General features: G+C 71.1%; 20 protein-coding genes. 11 read left to right on the top strand and 9 right to left on the bottom strand.

Translation table 11 applies throughout. The annotated features are described in order from the left end of the window. Window positions 1-192: 192 nt before the first annotated feature. Window positions 193-1,158 (top strand): aa3-type cytochrome oxidase subunit II, encoded by a 966-nt coding sequence (gene ctaC / locus O7610_RS11630; RefSeq protein ID WP_502959087.1) that lies wholly within the window; start codon window positions 193-195, stop codon window positions 1,156-1,158. A gap of 9 nt (window positions 1,159-1,167) precedes the next feature. Beyond that, the gene (locus O7610_RS11625) at window positions 1,168-1,593 is read left to right on the top strand and encodes a cytochrome c oxidase subunit 4 (protein ID WP_123602747.1); all 426 of its coding nucleotides are present in this window, start codon (window positions 1,168-1,170) and stop codon (window positions 1,591-1,593) included. 55 nt (window positions 1,594-1,648) lie between these two features. Here the strand turns inward: O7610_RS11625 and O7610_RS11620 are convergent, their stop codons facing one another. From O7610_RS11620 to O7610_RS11605, 4 genes are all read right to left on the bottom strand, one after another. After that, window positions 1,649-2,035, bottom strand: coding sequence for a glycosyltransferase family 2 protein (locus O7610_RS11620; RefSeq protein ID WP_289213267.1), 387 nt, complete (start codon window positions 2,033-2,035; stop codon window positions 1,649-1,651). A gap of 48 nt (window positions 2,036-2,083) precedes the next feature. Continuing rightward, a complete protein-coding gene (trpD, locus tag O7610_RS11615; protein WP_289213266.1) occupies window positions 2,084-3,166 on the bottom strand; it encodes an anthranilate phosphoribosyltransferase in 1,083 nt (360 codons plus the stop codon). Window positions 3,167-3,256: 90 nt separating this feature from the next. Then, window positions 3,257-3,664 carry a hypothetical protein gene (locus O7610_RS11610; RefSeq protein WP_278170359.1) on the bottom strand — a complete coding sequence of 136 codons (408 nt, stop codon included), beginning with the start codon at window positions 3,662-3,664 and terminating at the stop codon, window positions 3,257-3,259. A 73-nt stretch (window positions 3,665-3,737) separates the two neighbouring features. Continuing rightward, complete coding sequence (locus O7610_RS11605; RefSeq protein ID WP_289213265.1) at window positions 3,738-4,643, bottom strand: cytochrome c oxidase assembly protein; 906 nt, start codon at window positions 4,641-4,643, stop codon at window positions 3,738-3,740. A 107-nt stretch (window positions 4,644-4,750) separates the two neighbouring features. Here O7610_RS11605 and ctaE point away from each other — a divergent pair, with 107 nt between their 5' ends. The 5 genes from ctaE (at window position 4,751) to O7610_RS11580 (ending at window position 9,670) form a co-directional block, all read left to right on the top strand. Continuing rightward, on the top strand, window positions 4,751-5,350 hold the full coding sequence (gene ctaE, locus O7610_RS11600; RefSeq protein ID WP_123602742.1) for an aa3-type cytochrome oxidase subunit III: 600 nt from the start codon (window positions 4,751-4,753) through the stop codon (window positions 5,348-5,350). Between the two features lie 79 nt (window positions 5,351-5,429). Beyond that, complete coding sequence (gene qcrC, locus O7610_RS11595) at window positions 5,430-6,290, top strand: cytochrome bc1 complex diheme cytochrome c subunit (RefSeq protein ID WP_281550749.1); 861 nt, start codon at window positions 5,430-5,432, stop codon at window positions 6,288-6,290. 8 nt (window positions 6,291-6,298) lie between these two features. After that, window positions 6,299-7,393: a cytochrome bc1 complex Rieske iron-sulfur subunit gene (qcrA, locus tag O7610_RS11590; RefSeq protein WP_502959106.1), complete on the top strand. Its 1,095-nt coding sequence runs from the start codon at window positions 6,299-6,301 to the stop codon at window positions 7,391-7,393. Next, window positions 7,390-9,054 (top strand): cytochrome bc1 complex cytochrome b subunit, encoded by a 1,665-nt coding sequence (gene qcrB / locus O7610_RS11585; protein WP_289213263.1) that lies wholly within the window; start codon window positions 7,390-7,392, stop codon window positions 9,052-9,054. The genes qcrA and qcrB overlap by 4 nt, the downstream gene beginning before the upstream one ends. A 223-nt stretch (window positions 9,055-9,277) precedes the next feature. Beyond that, a complete protein-coding gene (locus tag O7610_RS11580; RefSeq protein ID WP_289213262.1) occupies window positions 9,278-9,670 on the top strand; it encodes a peptidase inhibitor family I36 protein in 393 nt (130 codons plus the stop codon). A gap of 149 nt (window positions 9,671-9,819) precedes the next feature. Here O7610_RS11580 and O7610_RS11575 read toward each other — a convergent pair whose 3' ends face one another. The 5 genes from O7610_RS11575 to O7610_RS11555 form a co-directional block, all read right to left on the bottom strand. Beyond that, entirely contained in the window at window positions 9,820-10,107 is a 288-nt protein-coding gene (locus tag O7610_RS11575) for an Lrp/AsnC family transcriptional regulator (RefSeq protein ID WP_281550745.1), read from the bottom strand. Between the two features lie 55 nt (window positions 10,108-10,162). Next, window positions 10,163-11,023 (bottom strand): nucleotidyltransferase family protein, encoded by an 861-nt coding sequence (locus tag O7610_RS11570; RefSeq protein ID WP_281550744.1) that lies wholly within the window; start codon window positions 11,021-11,023, stop codon window positions 10,163-10,165. Next, a complete protein-coding gene (locus O7610_RS11565) occupies window positions 11,020-11,556 on the bottom strand; it encodes an NUDIX hydrolase (RefSeq protein WP_281550743.1) in 537 nt (178 codons plus the stop codon). The genes O7610_RS11570 and O7610_RS11565 overlap by 4 nt, the downstream gene beginning before the upstream one ends. A 43-nt stretch (window positions 11,557-11,599) precedes the next feature. Beyond that, window positions 11,600-13,381, bottom strand: a complete 1,782-nt coding sequence (locus tag O7610_RS11560) for a RelA/SpoT family protein (protein ID WP_281550742.1) — start codon at window positions 13,379-13,381, stop codon at window positions 11,600-11,602. 124 nt (window positions 13,382-13,505) lie between these two features. Continuing rightward, window positions 13,506-15,275 (bottom strand): DEDD exonuclease domain-containing protein, encoded by a 1,770-nt coding sequence (locus O7610_RS11555; RefSeq protein ID WP_475049116.1) that lies wholly within the window; start codon window positions 15,273-15,275, stop codon window positions 13,506-13,508. A gap of 177 nt (window positions 15,276-15,452) precedes the next feature. Between O7610_RS11555 and O7610_RS11550 the strand changes: the two genes are divergently transcribed. From O7610_RS11550 to O7610_RS11535, 4 genes are all read left to right on the top strand, one after another. Beyond that, the gene (locus O7610_RS11550; RefSeq protein WP_281550741.1) at window positions 15,453-16,847 is read left to right on the top strand and encodes an NYN domain-containing protein; all 1,395 of its coding nucleotides are present in this window, start codon (window positions 15,453-15,455) and stop codon (window positions 16,845-16,847) included. A gap of 144 nt (window positions 16,848-16,991) precedes the next feature. Continuing rightward, window positions 16,992-17,225 carry a hypothetical protein gene (locus O7610_RS11545; protein ID WP_281550740.1) on the top strand — a complete coding sequence of 78 codons (234 nt, stop codon included), beginning with the start codon at window positions 16,992-16,994 and terminating at the stop codon, window positions 17,223-17,225. 104 nt (window positions 17,226-17,329) lie between these two features. Next, the gene (locus O7610_RS11540; protein WP_281550739.1) at window positions 17,330-18,589 is read left to right on the top strand and encodes a M48 family metalloprotease; all 1,260 of its coding nucleotides are present in this window, start codon (window positions 17,330-17,332) and stop codon (window positions 18,587-18,589) included. Then, window positions 18,586-19,710, top strand: coding sequence for a glycosyltransferase family 4 protein (locus O7610_RS11535; protein ID WP_289213261.1), 1,125 nt, complete (start codon window positions 18,586-18,588; stop codon window positions 19,708-19,710). Before O7610_RS11540 ends, O7610_RS11535 begins: the two co-directional genes overlap by 4 nt. Window positions 19,711-19,749: the final 39 nt, after the last annotated feature.

Here is a 19,749-nt window from a genome sequence, read left to right as displayed (position 1 = left end):
GTACCGGCCGTGGGCTGGCCCGCCGGTGGTCGTGGCGGGTGACAAACCAGACCCCACGCCGATGGTGACCCGTCGGGTCGAGTAATCTGCGACCGTCGGTGACGCCTTTGATCGCCGATGTCGTCACGCGTGGCCAGGTCAATCCGGTTGCCACAGGTGGCATCGGTGGCACCGCGAGGGAGGCAGGACCAGGTGGTCGCAAGCGATTCAGCAGGGCAGCCGTCGGCCGTCGGCCGGCAGCCGACGCACGCACGGCGCGCGCCCGGTCGGCGACAGCTCCGGTTCCGGGCCGCTGGGCTCGGTCTCGGCGGCGCGGCACTGCTCACCCTGCTCACTGGCTGCGACGTCGGGGAGGCGTTCGGCGGCTTCGGCTGGCCGCAGGGCATCACACCGCAGGCCCACCGGATGTACGACCTGTGGATCGCCTCGGTGATCGCGGCGCTCGCGGTCGGCGTCTTCGTCTGGGGTCTGATCTTCTGGTGCATCATCCGGTACCGCAAGCGCGGCGACCAGTTGCCGGTGCAGACCCGGTTCAACATGCCGATGGAGTTCCTCTACACCATCGCGCCGATCCTGGTCGTCTCGGTGCTGTTCTACTACACGGCCGTCGTGCAGACCGATGTCGACCGGCTCAGCGAGGACCCGGACGTCACCGTCGAGGTCGTCGCGTTCAAGTGGAACTGGCAGTTCGACTACCGCGACGGGGTCGGTGAGGACGCCAACACGGTGGCGTCGACGGTCGGTTCCTCCGACATCATCCCGGTGCTGGTGGTCCCGTCGGAGCGGACCATCCGGTTCGAGGAGACCAGCACCGACGTGATCCACTCGTTCTGGGTGCCGGAGCTGCTGTTCAAGCGGGACGTCTTCCCGGGCAGCATCCGTAACCAGTTCGAGGTGACCATCGAACAGAACGGTGCCTACGTCGGCCGGTGCGCCGAGCTGTGTGGCACGTACCACTCGATGATGAACTTCGAGATGCGGGTGGTCGACCCGGAGCAGTACGACCAGTTCATCGCGGCGAAGCAGGCCGGTAGCTCGACGCCGGACGCGCTGGCCGCGATCGGGGAGGAGCCGTACGCGGTGACGACCTTCCCGTTCGACACCAAGCGTGACGCGCAGAACTTCGGGAACGCGAGCGCCCAGGGCGCGGGAAGCTGAGGGCCGGTCATGAAGACCGAGTGGCGACTGTTCGGCATCGTCGCGGCGTTCCTGCTCGTCGTGTCCGGTGTCTACCCGGCGTGGACCTACGGGCAGCTCGGGCACGTCGAGTGGATCGGCACCACGGCGCTGATCCTGTCCTTCCTGCTCTGCACGATGTGTGGTGGCTTCTTCTGGTTCGTGTCGCGCCGGATCGATCTGCGCCCCGAGGACCGGCCGGACGCTGAGATCTCCGACGGAGCGGGCGAGGTCGGCTTCTTCAGCCCGGGCAGCTACTGGCCGTTCGGGGTGGCGCTGGCCGCGACCGTCGCCGGTCTCGGCCTGGTCTTCTGGCAGTGGTGGCTGCTCATCTTCGGGCTGCTCTCGGTGATCGCCACCGCAGCCGGTCTGCTGTTCGAGTACTACACCGGCACCCGGCGTACCGCCGAGCACTGAGCCGGGCCGAGCACTGAGCCGGTTCGTCGCCGGCGTCGGCTGAGCCGGCCGACCGTCACCGGCTGTTGCGGCGGCGCAGCTTGGCGCCCCAGCCGGCGACGGCTGTCGGGGCGCCGCCGACAGCTACCGGGGTGCCGATCCGCTCCGGCGAGGACCAGACACAGCGGTCGACGGTGGGTTGGCGGACGGCCTTGACCGCCGCGTGGACGAAGATCACCCGGTAGGTCACGTCGGCGACCATGATCAGCGGGAGCAGGAGCAGCAGCTGCCGGTGGTGTAGCCGCCAGGCGGACAGCACCCAGCGCAGGATCAGCAGCAGGTACGCGTAGTCGAAGGTGCTGACCTGCCGCCCCACCCGGTGACCGAGGATGCCCCGGAAGGTGCCCCAGAGCCAGCGCAGATTCTGCTTGTACCAGTCCCGCAGCGAGGTCGGGTCCTGCAACAGCGCGGTGGCCCGGGGCGCGTGGACGACAGGAGTCGCAGCGGGCGGTCAGCCGGCGGTGGTACCCGCAGCCGACTGGGCCACCTGCACCCACCGGTCCAGCAGTGTGGCGGCCGCGCCGCTGTCCACCGCCTCGGCGGCCCGGCCCAGCTGCGCCCGCATCGTCTCCAGCAACTCGTCAGCCGGCGCGGCGCCGGTCTGTACCGCCTGAGCGGTCAGCGCCGCTGCGGCGTTGGCCAGCACCGCGTCCCGGACCGGACCGGTCCGTCCGGCGAGCAGCCGGCGGGTGACATCGGCGTTGAAGCCGGCGTCCCCGCCCCGGAGATCGCCGGGGGCGCTGCGGGCAACCCCCAGGTCCTCGGCGGCGTCCACGACCATCGCGCGCACCACGCCGTCGGCGGCGAACCAGACCCTGGTCGGGGCGGCGGTGCTGAGCTCGTCCAGCCCGTCCTCACCCCGCATCACCAGTGCGGTGTCGCCCCGGCTGGCGAACACCTGCGCCATCACCGGCGCCATCCGGGTGTCGAAACAGCCGATCGCCCCGGCCCGGGGCCGGGCCGGGTTGGTCAGCGGGCCGAGGAAATTGAACACGGTCGGTACGCCGATCTCCCGCCGGGTCGTCCCGGTGTGCCGCATTCCCGGGTGGTACCGGGCGGCAAAGCAGAAACCGATGCCGACCTCGGCCACGCACCGGGCCACACCATCGGGCCCCAGGTCGAGCGGGATGCCGAAGTGCTCCAGCAGGTCGGCGGCGCCGCACGACGACGAGGCCGCCCGGTTGCCGTGCTTGACCACCCGGGCACCGGCCGCGGCCACCACGATCGCCGCCATGGTGGAGATGTTCACCGTGTGGGCCCGATCGCCGCCGGTGCCGACGACGTCCACCGTCTCCGCGCGTAGCCCGTCCGGCAGACCGACCGGCACCGCGTTGGCGATCATCGCCTCCACCAGCCCGACCAGTTCGGCCGACGTCTCGCCCTTGGCCCGCAGCGCGACGGCGAAGCCGGCGATCTGCGCGGGCGTGGCGGAGCCCGTCATGATCTCGCCCATCGCCCAGGTGGTGTCGGCGGTGGAGAGCTGCTCGCCAGCGAGCAGCGCACTGAGCAGATTCGGCCAGGACCGTTCACCCATGGGGTCTCTCCCAGGTGCGATGGGGCGTGCGTGATGCGGTGCGGGGCGGGGCGGCGGAACGTGGACGGTGCGGCCCGGTGCAGGGGTGGGTCAGGCGGCGGGCAGCTTGCCGGACCGGCCGCGCAGCATGCCGGCGACGGTCTGGCCGGTGGTCACCGGGTCGAGCGGGTGCATCAGGGTGGCGTCGACCTCGGCGAACGAGGCCAGCCAGCGGTCGGCGGCGCGGGCGATCACCACGCAGGTCGGCGGCGCGTCGGCGCGGTCGTCCTTGATCTGTCGGGCGATGCCGAGCCCTCCGCCGGGGGTGGCCTCACCGTCGAGCAGCATCAGGTCGATCTCGTACTCGTCAACCAGCCGGACGCAGCCGGCGTAGTCGGACGCCTCGACGAACTCGACGGTCAGGTCGGTGGCGGGGCGGGTGCCGACGGCCAGCCGCATCCGGTCCCGTACCTGCGGGTCGTCGCTGTAGAGCAGGACGGTGTGCACGCGCTCGGTCATTTTCTCGCTCGACTCCCACCTCGTAGCTGCGCGCTGATCGTACCGTCCGACCGCGTCGCGTCCGGCGAGCGGGTCAGTCGGCGGCGGCCACCGCGCGGGCCTGTCGCGCCTCCTGACGGTCCAGTTCCCGGTCGATGCGCCGGGCCTCCCGCTCGGACTGGCGCATCCACTGCACCACCAGCACGGCGAGCATGGTGACGCTGACGAACTCCCCGCCGGCCCACAGGATGCCGCCGGCCACCTCCTGGTCGGCCCACGGGTCGGCCCAGGTCAGCCCGAGCGACGGGTACCAGTCGCCACCGAACAGGGTGCTGCTCTGCATGACGGTGAGCCCGAGCACGGTGTGGAACGGCACGGAGAGCACCATCAGCAGCGCCCGGGCCGGGTACGGCCAGCGGCCGGGCAGCGGGTCGAGCCCGACCAGCGGCCAGAAGAACAGGCAGCCGGTCATGATGAAGTGGGCGTGGACGAACTCGTGGGCGAGGCTGCTCTCCAGGGTCAACCGGTACAGATCAGTGAAATACAGCACAAATGGGTTGATCACGAACACGCCGAAGGCGACCAGCGGAAAGGTGACCACCCGGGCGTACCTGCTGTGCAGGACGGCGAGCAGGCGGCGCCGCGGGTCGCCAGGCAGGGTGCGCAGCGCCAGGGTGACCGGTGCACCCAGCGCGAGGAAGATCGGCGCGATCATCGACAGCACCATGTGCTGGACCATGTGCACCGACAGCAGCGTGGTGTCGTAGGCGCCGAGTCCGCTCACCGTGACGGCGGCGATGCCACCCAGTCCGGGGCCGAGGAACAGTACGGTGCGTGACACAGGCCAGCGGTCGCCGCGCAGTCGTAGCCGGTGCACCCCGTACAGGTAGAGGCCGGCGGCCACGACGAGTGTCAGCGCCAGCCAACTGGTCAGCTGGATCTCGGTGAACAGGGCCGAGACCGTGAACGGCGGGACGGCGATCGCAGCGACATCTGCCACATGACGAGGCTAGGCCAGCGGCCCCGGTCGACGTTATCCGGCCCACCGGCGGGTCGGGTTTGCCACCCCGCCGTCCGTGGGCACTGACCGGCAGCAATAATGACCGCGTGACTGCGGCCCCAGCGATTGACAAGAGCCGGATCCACTCGCTGACCCGACCGAACATGGTCAGCGTCGGGACGATCGTGTGGCTCTCCAGCGAACTGATGTTCTTCGCGGCGCTGTTCGCGATGTACTTCTCCATCCGTGCGGCGGACTACAGCATGTGGGAGGAGCACACCCCACAGCTGAACATCCCGTACGCGACGGTCTTCACCGCGATCCTGGTGGCCTCCTCGGTCACCTGTCAGATCGGGGTGTTCGCCGCGGAGCGGGGAGACGTGCACGCGCTGCGGCGGTGGTTCACGATCACCTTCGTGATGGGCCTGATCTTCCTGCTCGGCCAGATCAACGAGTACCGGGAGCTGGTCCACCACGGCATCAAGATCAACGGCGACGGGTACGGCTCGGTGTTCTACCTCACCACCGGCTTCCACGGCCTGCACGTGGCGGGCGGCCTGGTCGCCTTTCTGATCTACATGGTCCGTACCACGATGGGGCGGTTCACCCCGGCGCAGGCCACCTCGGCCATCGTCGTGTCGTACTACTGGCACTTCGTCGACGTGGTCTGGATCGGCCTCTACTTCATGATCTACTGGCTGCAATGATCATCAAGCGGTCACTCACCGTGATGGTGCGGCGTCGTGCCGACCAGGCAGGTCGCAAAACCGACAAGGATTCAGGTCAATGACATCTGACACCCCCGCCGACCGGCGAGCCGACCGTGGACGCGGTCTCCTCGCCCGGCTGCGCAGCGGGCGGGCCACGCCGCGAGGCCGGGGCCGCCGTCGGCTGGGCACCGCGGTCCGGTTGCTCGCCGCGCTGTTCCTGGCCGGCGGTGCGTACACCGTCTTCGCTCCGGGCCTGCAGGCGCAGGACACCCCGCAGCTGTCCCAGGCGGCCGAGGACGGCAAGGCGCTGTTCGACCAGAGCTGCATCTCCTGCCACGGGCGCAACGCCCAGGGCGTCGAGGGACGCGGCCCCAGCCTGATCGGTGTCGGATCGGCGTCGGTGGAGTTCCAGGTCGGCACGGGCCGGATGCCGATGGCCCGGCAGGAGGCCCAGGCCGAGCGCAAGCCGGTGGTCTTCACCGAGGAGGAGATCCGCCAGCTCGGCCAGTACATCCAGGAGCTGGGTGGTGGCCCGCAGCTGCCGGACGGCGAGATGCTGCGTACCGGCGGTGACATCGCCGTCGGCGGTCACCTCTACCGGATCAACTGTTCGTCCTGCCACGCCTTCAGCGGCGGCGGCGGCGCGCTGTCCTCCGGCAAGTACGCACCGAGCCTGGAGCCGGCCACCGACCGGCAGCTGTACGCCGCCATGCTGACCGGTCCGCAGAACATGCCGGTCTTCGGGGACAACCAGCTCACCCCCGAGCAGAAGCGCGACATCATCGCCTTCGTGCAGGAAGGGCTGAAGACCGACGGTGACCCCGGCGGGCTGGCCAACCTCGGCCGGTACGGTCCGGTGACCGAGGGCATCGCCATCTTCCTGGTCGGCATCACCGCGCTGGTCTTCGCCAGCCTGTGGATTGCGGGGAAGTCATGAGCACCGACATCGACACCACCCACCAGCACCGCCAGCCGGCGCCGGTGAGCCTGGACGACCCACGGCTGACGCCGTTCGACGTGCTGCGCGAGGGCGCCCGGCGCGACGACATCGAGATCGTCCACTACGAGCCGCCATTTCCGGTGCCCGGCACCAGGGCGGAGCGACGGATCAGCCGGTTCGTCGCCGGTCTGTTCCTGCTCGCCGGGCTCACCGCGACCGCGTTCCTGGTGGTCTACATCTGGTGGCCCTGGGAGTACGAACTCGGCACCGGGATCAGCAAGTTCTACACCCCGCTGCTCGGCGTCAGCCTCGGGCTGACCCTGCTGGCCATCGGTGTCGGCATCCTCACCTGGGGCAAGAAGCTGCTGCCCCACGAGGTGGCGATCCAGGACCGGCACGATGGTCCGTCCAGCCCGGAAGACCGCAAGATCACCGGCGGCACGCTCACCTACATGGTGGACGAGCTCGGGGTGAAGCGCCGGCCGCTGCTCGGGGTGTCGCTGCTGGCCGGGTTGGCTCCGGTCGCCGCAGTCGCGGCCGCTCCGCTGGTCGGCGGTCTGATCCGGGATCCGCACACCGACAACCAGATGGCCACCACCGGCTGGGAGCCGGTCGAGACGGTCGGTGGCGGCACCGAGCTGGTCCGGCTGACCAGGGAGGACGGCTCACCGATCCGGCCCGCTGACGTCAGCGTCGGTGGTCAGATGACGGTCTTCCCCGGAGTTCCCGGCGGGCACACCAACCGGTACGCCGACTCGCCGACCCTGCTGATCCATCTGCGGCTGGACGACGCCCGGACCGCCCGGGAGAACAACGAGGCGGCGGGCAAGCCCGACTACATGTGGGGCAACTACATCGCGTACTCGAAGATCTGCACCCACGCGGGCTGCCCGGCGAGCCTGTACGAGCAGCAGTCCAACCGGCTGCTCTGCCCCTGCCACCAGTCGCAGTTCCTGATCACCGACAACGCCAAGCCGGTCTTCGGCCCGGCCAGCCGTCGGCTGCCGCAGCTGCCCATCTCCGTCGACGACGAGGGCTTCTTCGTCGCCACCTCCGACTACACCGAGATCGTCGGACCCGACTTCTGGGAGCGGCCATGAAACGCCGTAAGTTCGACGCCCGGGCGCTGCCCGGCCAGGCCGCCGGGCAGCTCGACGACCGGTTCCAGGCAGCCACCCCGCTACGCAAGCTGTTGAACAAGGTCTTCCCGGACCACTGGTCGTTCCTGCTCGGCGAGATCGCGCTCTTCTCGTTCGTCGTCGTACTGCTCACCGGTGTCTACCTGACCTTCTTCTTCGACCCGTCGATGGAGGAGGTCGTCTACGACGGCAGCTACGCTCCGCTGCGCGGGATCCCCATGTCGGCGGCGTACGCGTCGACGCTGGACATCTCGTTCGACGTCCGGGGCGGCCTGATCATGCGGCAGATGCACCACTGGGGGGCGCTGCTGTTCATGGCCTCGATCGTGGTGCACATGCTGCGGGTGTTCTTCACCGGCGCGTTCCGCAAGCCGCGTGAGGCGAACTGGATCATCGGCTCGCTGCTGTTCTGGGTCGGCTTCCTCGCCGGCTTCACCGGCTACTCGCTGCCCGACGACGGCCTGTCCGGCACCGGGCTGCGGATCGCCTCGGCGATCATGCTGTCCATCCCGGTGATCGGGTCCTGGGTCACCTCGTCGATCTTCGGCGGTGAGTTCCCGGGCACGATCATCATCAGCCGGTTCTACATCGCCCACGTGCTGCTGATCCCCGGTCTGCTGGTGGCGCTGATCAGCGCACACCTCGGCCTGGTCTTCAAGCAGAAGCACACCCAGTGGGCCGGCCCGGGACGGACCAACGACAACGTGGTCGGTGAGCGGATGTTCCCCCGCTACGCGATCAAACAGGGCGGCTTCTTCATGATCGTCTTCGGGGTGGTCGCCCTGATGGCGGGGGTCTTCCAGATCAACCCGGTGTGGCTGTTCGGCCCGTACGAGGCCGCCGTCGTCTCGGCGGCGAGCCAGCCCGACTGGTACGTCATGTTCCTGGACGGCTCCACCCGGTTGATGCCAGCCTGGGAGCTGACCATCCCGATCGGCGACGGGTACGTGATCCCGCCGCTGTTCTGGCCGACCGTGGTGCTGCCCGGCATCCTGGTCATGCTCTCCCTGGCGTACCCGTTCCTCGAAGCGCGGTACACGAAGGACAAGGCCAGCCACAACCTGCTGCAGCGGCCCCGGGACGTGCCGGCCCGTACCGCCGTCGGCGCCATGGCCGTCACCTTCTTCATCGTGCTGACCATCTCCGGCGGCAACGACGTGTTCGCCGACAAGTTCTTCATCAGCCTGAACGCGATGACCTGGGCCGGTCGGATCGGATTGATCCTGCTGCCACCGCTGGCCTACTACGTGACCTACCGGATCTGCCTCGGTCTGCAGCAGCACGACCGCGAGGTGCTGGCGCACGGCGTCGAGACCGGAATCATCCGCCGGCTGCCCGACGGCCGCTTCGTCGAGGTGCACCAGCCGCTCGGGCCGACCGATGAGCACGGCCACGGCAAGCTGGAGTACGTCGGCTGGGTGGTACCCAAGAAGATGAACCGGCTCGGCGCACTCGGCCCGGCCGTCAAGGGCTTCTTCTTCCCGATTGAGAAGCCGGCACAGGTTTCGCCGCCGGCGCATGTGGCGATCGACCCGGCCGAGGAACAGCCGGCCGAACTGCGGTCGGCTGGCAAGGAGAAGCAGCCGGCCGACCGCGAGGAGATCAGCAGCGGCAGCCGCTGACCACCGCGCACCCGGAGTTGACAGAGGCGTCCGCCGAGCAGATCGGCGGGCGCCTCTGTGATCTCACACCTGCACCGGCCGCCCCCACAAGCCCTGTCGCCACGGTAGTAGCGGTATCCCTAAGAGACTGCGGTGATCCATTGGTGACGGTTTCCTCTCGACGTAGCGTCATGGTCGACAGTGATCGATCAACCGCAAGGTAGTCGCTCGGAGGAGGAGCTACGTGAAGCTGGCAAGGAAGTTGCTGACGTGGGCCATGGGCGCCAGCATGGCCCTGGTAGTCGTGACGCCGTCGCCTGCGCAAGCCGCGTACTGGGACTGTCCGACCAACGCCATGTGCATGTGGGAGCACAGCGGAGGTAACGGCCTGATGGTCTGGGTATCGGTCAACACCGGCAATCAGCCGGATCTACGGGCATGGAGCTTCGACGACAAGATCAGTTCGGTCCGGAACACTTCCGCCCGGGGCGTCTGCCTGTATCCTGACCTCAACTACGATGGCAACTGGTACATCTTCGTCCCGCCGTACAGCGGCGGTGGCAACGTTGATCCGCTCGCGAACGATCAGATCACCTCGTTCCGCTGGGCACCGTCGACCTCACCGCCCGTCTGCTGACGGGCAGTCGACGTCAGACACCGAACGGTAACGCGGCTGGTCGCCAGTGGGTCTGTGGCCCCCGACGACCAGCCGCGTCGTTATGTCTCCTGGGCGGCTCTGCCTGCGGCAGCTGCCAGTTCCCGCTGTTGGCTCAGCGCTGTCGTCGGTCAGTCCGCGTCGGCCAGCCCGATGGCGAAGGCCGCCTCCAGATCGTGCTGTGAGTAGGCGCGGAAGGCGATGTGCGACTCGGTGTTGAGCACCCCCGGAACCTTCGAGATCCGTCCGGCGATCACGTCGGCGATCTGGTCGAACTCCCGCACCCGGACGATCGCGATCAGGTCCACGTGCCCGGCCACCGAGTAGACCTCGCTCACCCCGTCGAGACCGGCGAGCGCCTCGGCCACCTCCGGGATCGAGTCCGTGGCGCAGTCGATCAACACGATGGCAGTGATCACGCAGGTCCTCCGTCTCTCACCGGCGTCCGCCGCCGATGTTACTCAAGCCGGGTGCTCAGCCGGCGGACACCGTCAGATCGCTGTCCACCCGGATCGCGTCAGTCAGCCGTTCCCCCGTATGCACCTGTGCGCCGGGCCACACCACCGAGCGGACCAGCGTCCCCCGTACCACCGCGTCGGCGCCGACGACGGAGCGGTCGACCGGGCCCGTCACCGTGGCCGACGGGTCGACGAGGCTCCGGCCACCTGCCGCGTGCAGATTGGCCGCGAGGTAGTCCGGTGGTGTCCCGGTGTCCAGGTAGGTCCCCGAGTAGTTGATCACCTGCAGCGCGCCGGCGGCCTCCGCCGGCCGCCAGACGGTACGGACCAGTTCGCCGGGAGTGGCCGCTAAACCGCTGACGTAGCGCCACGGCAGCAGCGAGAAGCCGGCGAACCGGTGCCCGTCGAAGCCGCCCCGGGCGGCCGGGTGGGTGAACCGCTGGCCGAGCAGCCGGACGGTCTCGCCGTCCCAGCCGTCGAGCAGCGCCGCGATGTCCGGCCCAGGGTCGAGCTCTGGATGGGCGAGATAGCCGTCGACGTTGCCGACCAGCACGCCGCGACCGCTGATCCAGTCCCGTAGCCGGCCGACGCCGCCGGAGGTGCCCAACGGGTCTCCTGGCTCCACGGACAGCTGTGCCCGGTCGCCGACCTGGGTCACCACCTGCCGGCCGAGGTAGCAGGCGTTGACCGCGACCGCCGCCGGCCCGGTGAAACCGAGGGCACCGACCCGGGCGAGCGCCCGGTCCAGCAGCGGTACGTTCCCGACCGGGCAGAGCGCCTTCGGGACGAGACCGGTCAACGGCCGCAGCCGGCGGCCTTCACCGGCGGCGAGGATCACCGCGCAGATCCGGTCCGGTCCGGCCGCCGGTGCGCTCACCCCGGCTCCTGGGCCGCTGGCGGGCTGACGAGTGGACCGATGCCGTAGCGCGCGAGTAGCCGGGCGGTCGCCGGGGTCAGCCGGGGCAGGTCGTCGAGCCGGTGCCAGGCGGCTTCGTACACCTCGGCCCCGTCGACCACCAGTTGGGTTCGCGACGCTGCCACGGAGGCTTCGAAGACCACGTCCACCCAACCCTTGGCGTGCACCACGGCATTCGGCACCGCCGGGCGTAGCTGGTCCGGGGCGAGCCGGATGCCGGTCTCCTCGGCGAGCTCCCGGGCCGCGCCGACCACCGGCGCCTCGCGGTGTCGCAGCAGACCGGCGGGCAGTGTCCAGCCCCGGCCGGGCGGCTGGCGCAGCAGCAGTAGCCGGGCGGGTGTCGACGGGCCGACTTCGGAGTCGGTCACCAGCGTCACGGCGCCGACGATGTACTTCTGCACGGCGAGCCGGACCAACCGCCGACGGACCGGGTGCGGTAACCGGTAGAACACGCCGTACAACAGGGCGCGTGCGGGGGATCGGCGGGTGATCATATGGTTCAGGCTAGAGGTAGCCGGTCGTCGGCGCCGGGTCAGGTCAGCCCGGCTGGTCGACCAGGGCGATGAGCTGGTCGACGACGGCCTCGGGCTCGATGGTCCGGTCCACCACCGCGACCAGCAGGGTCTCCATGTCCGGGTACTTGAGGTTCTCCGCGAGCTGGCGCAGTGGTTTGTCGTTGGACAACGCCCGGTCGTGTTTGCGCAGGATCAGGCTGACAGTGGCGCGGCCGAGGCGTACCTTGTCGCTGATGCTGATGCCCGGTTCGGAGTGTTCGGCGAACCAGCGGTTGATCTGCATCTGGGCCTGCGGCGACTTGACGAAACCCAGCCACTCCTTTCGCGGCCCGGCCGACGTCGGTGCCGTCCCGGTCGGCTGGTCGTCGGTCTCGGTGAAGATCTCGACCACGTCGCCGTCGGTCAGTTCGGAGGCCAGTGGGGCCAGCCGGCCGTTGATCCGTACGGCGAGACAGTGCGCGCCTTTGCGCGGATCCAGCTCGTATGCGAGGTCGACTGGCGTCGACCCGGCCGGCAGCACGATCGGGCGGCCGTCGGTGAAGACCTGGATCTGCGCGTCGACCAGGTCGCAGCGCAGCGAGTGGACAAATTGGTCAGCGTCGATGTTTTCCTGCGACCAGTCGATCGCCCTGCGGAGCCAGGCCAGCTCGTCGGCGCGGGCAGCGGCACGACTGCGGCCGGGCTTGGGGAAGTGGTACGGCGCGGCGATGCCGAACTCGGCGGACCGGTGCATCGCGTCGGTCCGGATCAGCACCTCGAGCGGACGCTCGTCCGGGCCGATGACGGTGGTGTGCAGCGAGCGGTAGAGGTTGTTCTTCGGCGCCGCGATGAAGTCCTTGAACCTGCCCGGTACCGGTCGCCAGCGGCAGTGGACCGCGCCGAGCGCCGCGTAGCAGTCGGTGTCCGGCCCGGTGACCACGACCTCGATGCGGGGTAGGTCGAACGGTGCCCGGTGGCCGCCGGTGACGGTGTCCTTCCAGATCGAGTAGCGGTGCCGTGGCCGGGGCGCGACCCGGGCGGCGACCTTCTCCCGGCGCAGCGTCACCCGTGCCTGTCCGCAAACGGCGTCCAGGTACGTCGCCCAGCCCGGCCGGTTGGCCAGGTGCTCCTCGATCTGCTGGTAGGCCTCCGGCTCCAGGTGGAACAGGACGATGTCGTCGAGCTCCCGCTTGAGCTTCTGGATGCCGAGCCGGTCGCAGAGCGGGACCAGCACGTCCAGGGTCGCCTTGGCGATCCGGGCCCGGGAGGCAGGCGAGCGCACACCGAGGGTCCGCATGTTGTGCAGCCGGTCGGCGAGTTTGATGACCAGCACCCGGACGTCCTTCGACGCAGCGATGATCATCTTTCGGATGGTCTCCGCCTCGGCGGCCTTGCCGTAGAACGCCTTGTCGAACTTGGTCACCCCGTCGACCAGGTGGGCGACCTCGTCACCGAAGTCCGCGGCCAGTGTCGGCAGGTCGTACGTGGTGTCCTCGACGGTGTCGTGCAGCAGCGCGGCCACCAGGGTGGTGGTGTCCATGCCGAGCCCGGCGCAGATCTCCGCGACGGCCAACGGGTGGGTGATGTACGGCTCGCCGCTCTTGCGGTACTGCCCGGCGTGCATGCTGTCGGCGATCTGGTAGCCGCGGCGCAGCACCGCCGGGTCCGCCGACGGGTGGATCGACCGGTGGACGCGGATCAGCTCGGCGACCGGGTCCGGTGAGCCGGGAGACCAGGACAGCCAGGCTCGCAGGCGGGCGGACAGGGGTGTCGTGGTGGGCAGGAAACGTCCGATGGCGGCGCCGGGACCGGCGTCGACGTCCACGCGGAGACACCTCCTCACCCATCGCCCGGCGGGTCGACCGCCCGGACGCACGCCACGAATCGGGCGTTGGCTGACAGGACTGCACTTCTCTAACAGCCTAAGCGAGCGAGCGTAGTACGATCGGCTACTTGCGGGTGATCGATCGGTCGAGTCTTTGGTCTGCTTCGTCGACCCCGGCCGTCGTCCGGGCGGCTTCCTCGGCCTTGACCAGCAGATAATGGAATCGGCCGGCGCCGCCGGCCGGTGAGGCCCAGTCCCCGCTCACCCTGACCAGCCGGGTCTGTTCCGGCTCCAGCCAGGACAGGATCCGCTCGCTCTCGGCCGCGCTGGCCCGGGGCACCGGGCCGTGCCCGGCCGGCACCGTCTCCGCGGTGGCGCACAGCAGGTCGATGGTGGCCCGGGGGTGCTGCCGTGGCGGCGACACGCCGGCAGCGGCGAGCCGACCGTGCCGGACGATCGCCAGCTCCCAGCCACCGTGCCCGGCCCGTCGCGCCGCGACCAGCTCGGCGATCCTGGTCAGTGCGGTCAACCGCTGCATTCGGACGGTCGCCCGCAGGAATGCGGCCAACCGGCCCCGGACCACCGCCGCCTCCTCGAACCGCTGCGCGGCGGCGAGCCGGTCGATCCGGGCGAGCAACGTGTCGACCAGTGGCTGCGGGTCGGTCTCGAGTGCCGTCCGCAGCGGGGCGACGGCGAGTTCGGCGTACTGCTGCGGGTCGATCCGGTGCTCGCACGGTGCCGGACAACGACCAAGCTCAGCCAGCGCGCAGGCCGGGGTCCGGGTCCGGGCGGACAACCGGTGGGTGCACTGACGCAGCGGCAGCGCGTCGTGGATGCCGGCGGCGGCCAGCTCGGCCGCCCGGCGGGAGGCGAACGGCCCGAGCACGGTGGTGTCGGCCGGTGAGATCGCCCGGACCGTGGACAGCCGTGGATAGACCTCGTCGGTGACCTTCAACCAGACCACCCGCTCCGGATACTTCGACCGGCGGTTGTACGGCGGCGCGTGGGCGGCGATCAGCCGCAGCTCACGTACCTCGGCCTCCAACCGATGGGCGCACTCGACCGCGTCGACCCGCGTCGCCGCGGCCAGCATCTCGGACATCCGCGCCCGCCGCTCGGCGGCGGTGAAGTAGCTGCGTACCCGGGTGGCGACGTCGCCGGAGGTGCCGACGTACAGCGGCCGGTCGTCGGCCGCCCGGAAGATGTACACCCCGGGGGAGCGGGGCAACCCGTCGGCGAGGTGCCGCTTGCGTCGCTGGACGTCGCTGACCGCGCGGCTGAATTCGACCGCGTCGCCGATGCTCGTCACCTGGTGCCCGCCGAGCCGGGCGATCAGCCCGTGCAGCACGTCCACCGTCGCCTGGGCGTCGGCCAGGGCCCGGTGGGTGGGCCGCCGAGGGGTGCGGAAGTAGCCGGCGAGAGTGCCGAGCTTGCGGTTGGGCACCTCGTCGCGGGTCAGCACCCGGCGGGCGAGGGCCGCGGTGTCCAGCACCGTCGGCGCCGGCCAGGGATAGCCGTGCCGGGCGCACGCGGCCTTGAGGAAACCCACGTCGTACGGCGCGTTGTGCGCCACCAGCACCGCGTCACCGAGAAACTCCAGCAGGCTGGGCAGCACCTGCTCGATCGGCGGCGCGGGAACGAGCATCGCCTCGGTGATGCCGGTGAGCACGGTGATGAACGGCGGCACCGGTCGGCCCGGGTTGACCAGCGTGGCGAAGACGCCGAGCTCCTCGCCGCCGCGCACCTTCACCGCGCCGATCTCGGTGATGCCGCCACCGTCCGGCGCGCCGCCGGTGGTCTCCAGATCCAGCACGACGAAGGTGGTCTCCCGTAGCGACCGGTCCGCGCCGGTCGACAGCGGCCCGCCCTGTCCGGCTGACAGCAGCGAGTCGATCGAGCCCTGGGTGTAGGCCGGTCGAGGTACGGGATCAGGCGGTGCCACGGCGCAGACGATAGGACGTGGGTACGACACAGCCGTCCCATGCGTACCACCGGTAACGATCCGATCGACTCTGCGAGATCATTCTTCCTGTCGGGCACGCGGCGGCCACCCGGTGGGAGACTGGGGTGCATGGCCGCACCGGATCCGACCGACGCTCGTCCCGAGGGGGCGGCGCCGACGACCGGCGCCCTGCCCCCGTCCGCCGACCAGCCGGCCGGTGGTCCACCCGCCGAGCCGGTGCTGCCCGAGCCGGTGCGGTCGCGCATCGTCGTGCTCGCCGCCGCCGCGCTGCCCGAGATCCCGACCGACGAGATGCCGCCTCCGTTGCGCAAGGTCGCCAAGTTCGCGCCGAACCGGCGGGCCCGCTACGGTGCCGCGGCGATCGCGGCGGCGCTCACCAACGATCCGTCACTGCGGCAGCGGGTGGCCGCCCGCGCGCTGGCCGAGACCGGCGAACTGGGTGCGGCGGTCAGCGAAGGTGTCTCACCCGCGGCGGCGGACCCGGTCGAGGTCGCCGCCCTGGCGTACCTGATGCGGCCGGCGGGCTGGCGTGAGCTGGTCGACGCCGCCGGTGCGGCGGTCCGGGCCGAGGCCGACCGGGCCGCCGTCGCCGAGCTGATCCGCGATGCCGAGGCCCGCGCCAACCGAGCCGAACACGACCGCACCGTCGCCCGGGTCGAGGTGGAGAAGCTCCGCGACGAGCTGGCCCGGGTACGGGAGGAACTGGGCCAGCTCCGCGAGGAGTCCCGGCAGCTGTCCCGCACGCTGCGTGAGGCACAGGCGCAGCAGCGGCGGGCCAACGAGCTGCTCGCCACCGAACGCGGCCGGGCCGCGCGGGCCGCCGCCGACCACGACGCCGAGCTGCGGCGGCTGCGCGCCAAGCTCGCCGACGCGGAGCTGACCGCCGGGACCGCCCGGCAGTCGGCGAAGGAGGCCCGGGCGGTCGACGACGCCCGGCTGTGGCTGTTGCTGGAGACGATCGGGCAGGCGGCCCAGGGGCTGCGGCGGGAGCTCGCCCTGGACCCGGCCGACCGGTTGCCGGCCGACTACGTCGCCGACGCGTTCACCGACCGACCGGCGGCGGCGACGTCGACCCGGGCCCGCGACACCGACGACCCGGCCCGGCTGGACGACCTGCTCGCCCTACCCCGGGCGCACCTCGTCGTCGACGGCTACAACGTGACCAAGCGGGGCTTCGGCGAGATGCCGTTGGAGCAGCAACGCAAGAGGTTGATCACCGGGCTCGGTGGGATCGCCGCGCAGACCGGGGACGAGGTGACAGTGGTCTTCGACGGCGCTGAGCGGATGCACGGGTTGCCGCCGGCTCCACGTGGCGTGCGGGTGCTGTTCTCCCGAAAAGGGGAGACGGCCGACGAACTCATCCGCCGGCTGGTCCGGGCCGAGCCGTCCGGCCGGGTGATCGTGGTGGTCTCCTCCGACCGGGAGGTGGCCGACGGGGTCCGGCGGCACGGCGCGTACCCGATGGGCGCCGACTCGCTGCTGCGTCGACTGGCTCGTTCCTGAGCCGACACCCGGTCACGCGGAACTGTCGTACCTGACGCCTATCGTCGATGTCACTGGCGGTGGTCGGTCGGCGATGCTGCGTCGTACGGGGGCCGATCACCGCCGGCCGACCGTTCGACGGCACCGCCACGTGAGGAGACGACCATGCTGATCGACTGTGACACCTGCGCCGTCGAGCGCGGCCCGAGCTGCCGGGGTTGCCTGGTCAGTGCCCTGATCGACAGCCCGGACACGGTGGCCCACCTGGACGCCGGCGAGCGGTACGCGATCGAGGTGTTCGCGCGTGCCGGGTTCGACGTCGAGGTGCTCGGCGAGTCGCCGGCAGCGGCGCGCGGCCGCCGGCAGCGCCGGCCCCGGTCCCGAAGACAGGTCGCCTGAGCGATCGACCGGTCCGCCTGAGAGGATCCGGTCGCCCGAGTGTGGACCGGGGCCGCGCCGGCACACCTAGGATGGTCGGGCGACCGGTCGGCGGAAGGAGCCCGATGACGCCTCGCGCATGGGCGCTGGTGACCTTCGTCGTCCTGGGGGTGGCGGTCGTCGTCGCGGCGGCCGTGCTGGTGCCGTGGCACCGGCCGCCGGTGCCCCGCGCCGATCAGCTCGCCGCCCTGCGTGAGCTGCCCGTCGACCAGGTCGAGCGGGGGAGGGCCCTGCGGGCGGCGCTGCGTCCCGGTCGCTACGGCGCGATGCTGGTCGGCCTGCTGGCGGCGCTGCTGCTCGGGTTCACCCCGGTCGGTGCCCGGCTGGTGTTGGTCGCCGGCCGGCCGTTCGGCGACCACTGGGTCGCCCAGGCGCTGCTCGGCGGGCTGCTCGTGGTGTTCCTGGCCGACCTGCTGACCCTGCCGTTCGCCGCCTGGCGGCACCGGATCCTGACCGAGCACGGACTGGCCACCCAGGGCTGGGCCGGCTGGGGAGTGGACCTGGTCCGGTCGTACGCGGTCGGCGCGGTCATCGCGACGGTGGCCCTGCTCGGCTTCTACACCGTCGTCCGGCTCGCCCCCCGCTGGTGGTGGGCGCTGGCCGCGACCGGCGCGGCCGCCCTGGTGGTGCTGCTGTCGTTCGTCCTGCCGGTGCTGGTCGAGCCGGTGTTCAACAAGTTCACCCCGATGCCGGCCGGTCCGGTGCGCACGCAACTGCTGGAGCTGGCGGAACGCGACGGTGTCGCGGTGCGGGACGTGCTGGTCGCCGACGCGTCCCGGCGCACCCGCGCGGTCAACGCCTACGTGTCCGGGTTCGGTCCCACCCGGCGGATCGTCGTCTACGACAACCTGCTGCGCGAGGCGCCCCCGGCGGAGCTGGCCGCCGTGGTCGCCCATGAACTGGGCCACGCCCGCGCGCGCGACGTGCTGACCGGCACTCTGTTGGGCGCGCTCGGTGCCGCCGCAGCCGTGGTCGGGCTGTACCTGCTCGGCGGCTGGCGGCCGGTGCTGCGGGCGGCCGGCGTCGCGGACATCGCCGAGCCGAGGGCGATCGCCCTGCTGCTGGCGGTGGTCACGCTGGTCGGCCTGGCGGCGACACCGGTGCAGGCACTGGTGTCGCGCCGGGTCGAGGTCCGCGCTGACGCGCACGCGCTGACGCTGCACGGTGATCCGGCGGCGTACGCGGCGGTGCACCGCCGGCTGTCCGCGATCAATCTCGCCGATCCGGATCCGCCCCGCTGGGAGTACCTCTACTCCGCCACGCACCCGTCGACAGTGGAACGAATCGCGGCGGCCCGCAGGTACGCCGACCGGGCGGGCCGATGAACCGCACCCTGCTGGTCACCAACGACTTCCCGCCGCGACCCGGCGGCATCCAGTCGTTCGTGCACAATCTGGCGCTGCGGCAGCCCGCGCAGACCATCGTGGTCTACGCGTCGAGTTACGACGGTGCCGAGCGGTTCGACGCCGACCAGCCGTTCGAGGTGGTCCGTGACCCAACCGGCATGCTGCTGCCCACACCGGCGGTGGCCCGGCAGACCGCCGCTTTGGCGCGGGCCAGGGGCTGCGACACGGTCTGGTTCGGCGCGGCCGCGCCGCTCGGGCTGCTCGCCGACGGCCTGCGTCGACGGGCCGGGATCAGCCGGGCGGTGGCTCTGACCCACGGGCACGAGGTGGGGTGGGCCGCGTTGCCCGGCGCGAGGTCGATGCTGCGCCGGATCGCCCGCGCCACCGACGTGGTGACCTACCTGGGCGAGTACACCCGGGTGCGGCTGGACCGTGCGGTCGGCGGGCTGACCGAGCTGCGTCGGCTCGCCCCGGGTGTGGACACCGATGCCTACCATCCGGGCGTCGACGGCGGCGAGGTGCGCCGCCGGCACCGGTTGTCGGACCGGCCGGTGGTGGTCTGCGTGTCCCGGCTGGTGCCCCGCAAGGGTCAGGACACGTTGATCCGGGCATGGCCGCTGGTACGGCGTCGGGTGTCGGGCGCCGCGTTGCTGATCGTCGGCGGCGGTCCGGACCGCAACCGGTTGCAACGGCTCGCCCGGCGCGTCGGGGTGGCCGACGACGTCACCTTCACCGGGGCGGTGCCCTGGGCGGAGCTGCCGGCGCACTACGCCGCCGGGGACGTGTACGCGATGCCCTGCCGCACCCGGCGCGGCGGGCTCGACGTGGAAGGCCTCGGCATCGTCTACCTGGAAGGGTCGGCGACCGGGCTGCCGGTGGTGGCCGGGGATTCCGGCGGCGCGCCGGATGCGGTCCGCGACGGCGAGACCGGGTACGTCGTGAACGGCCGGGATCCGAGCCAGCTGGCCGACCGGCTGGGTGTCCTGCTGACCGACCGGGAGCTGGCCCGGCGGATGGGCGCCGCCGGTCGGGCCTGGGTGGAGCGTGAGTGGCGCTGGGACACCCAGGCGCAGCGGATGGCGTCGCTGCTGGCCGGCTGAGCGGCGTGACCCCGGCGGCGCGCCTGGCCCTCCTGCGGT

This window comes from Solwaraspora sp. WMMA2065 (assembly GCF_030345075.1).
In the GTDB taxonomy this organism is placed as follows: Bacteria; Actinomycetota; Actinomycetes; order Mycobacteriales; family Micromonosporaceae; genus Micromonospora_E.
Note: the sequence above shows the minus strand (reverse complement) of the source record. Positions and strands in the feature narration are given on the sequence as shown.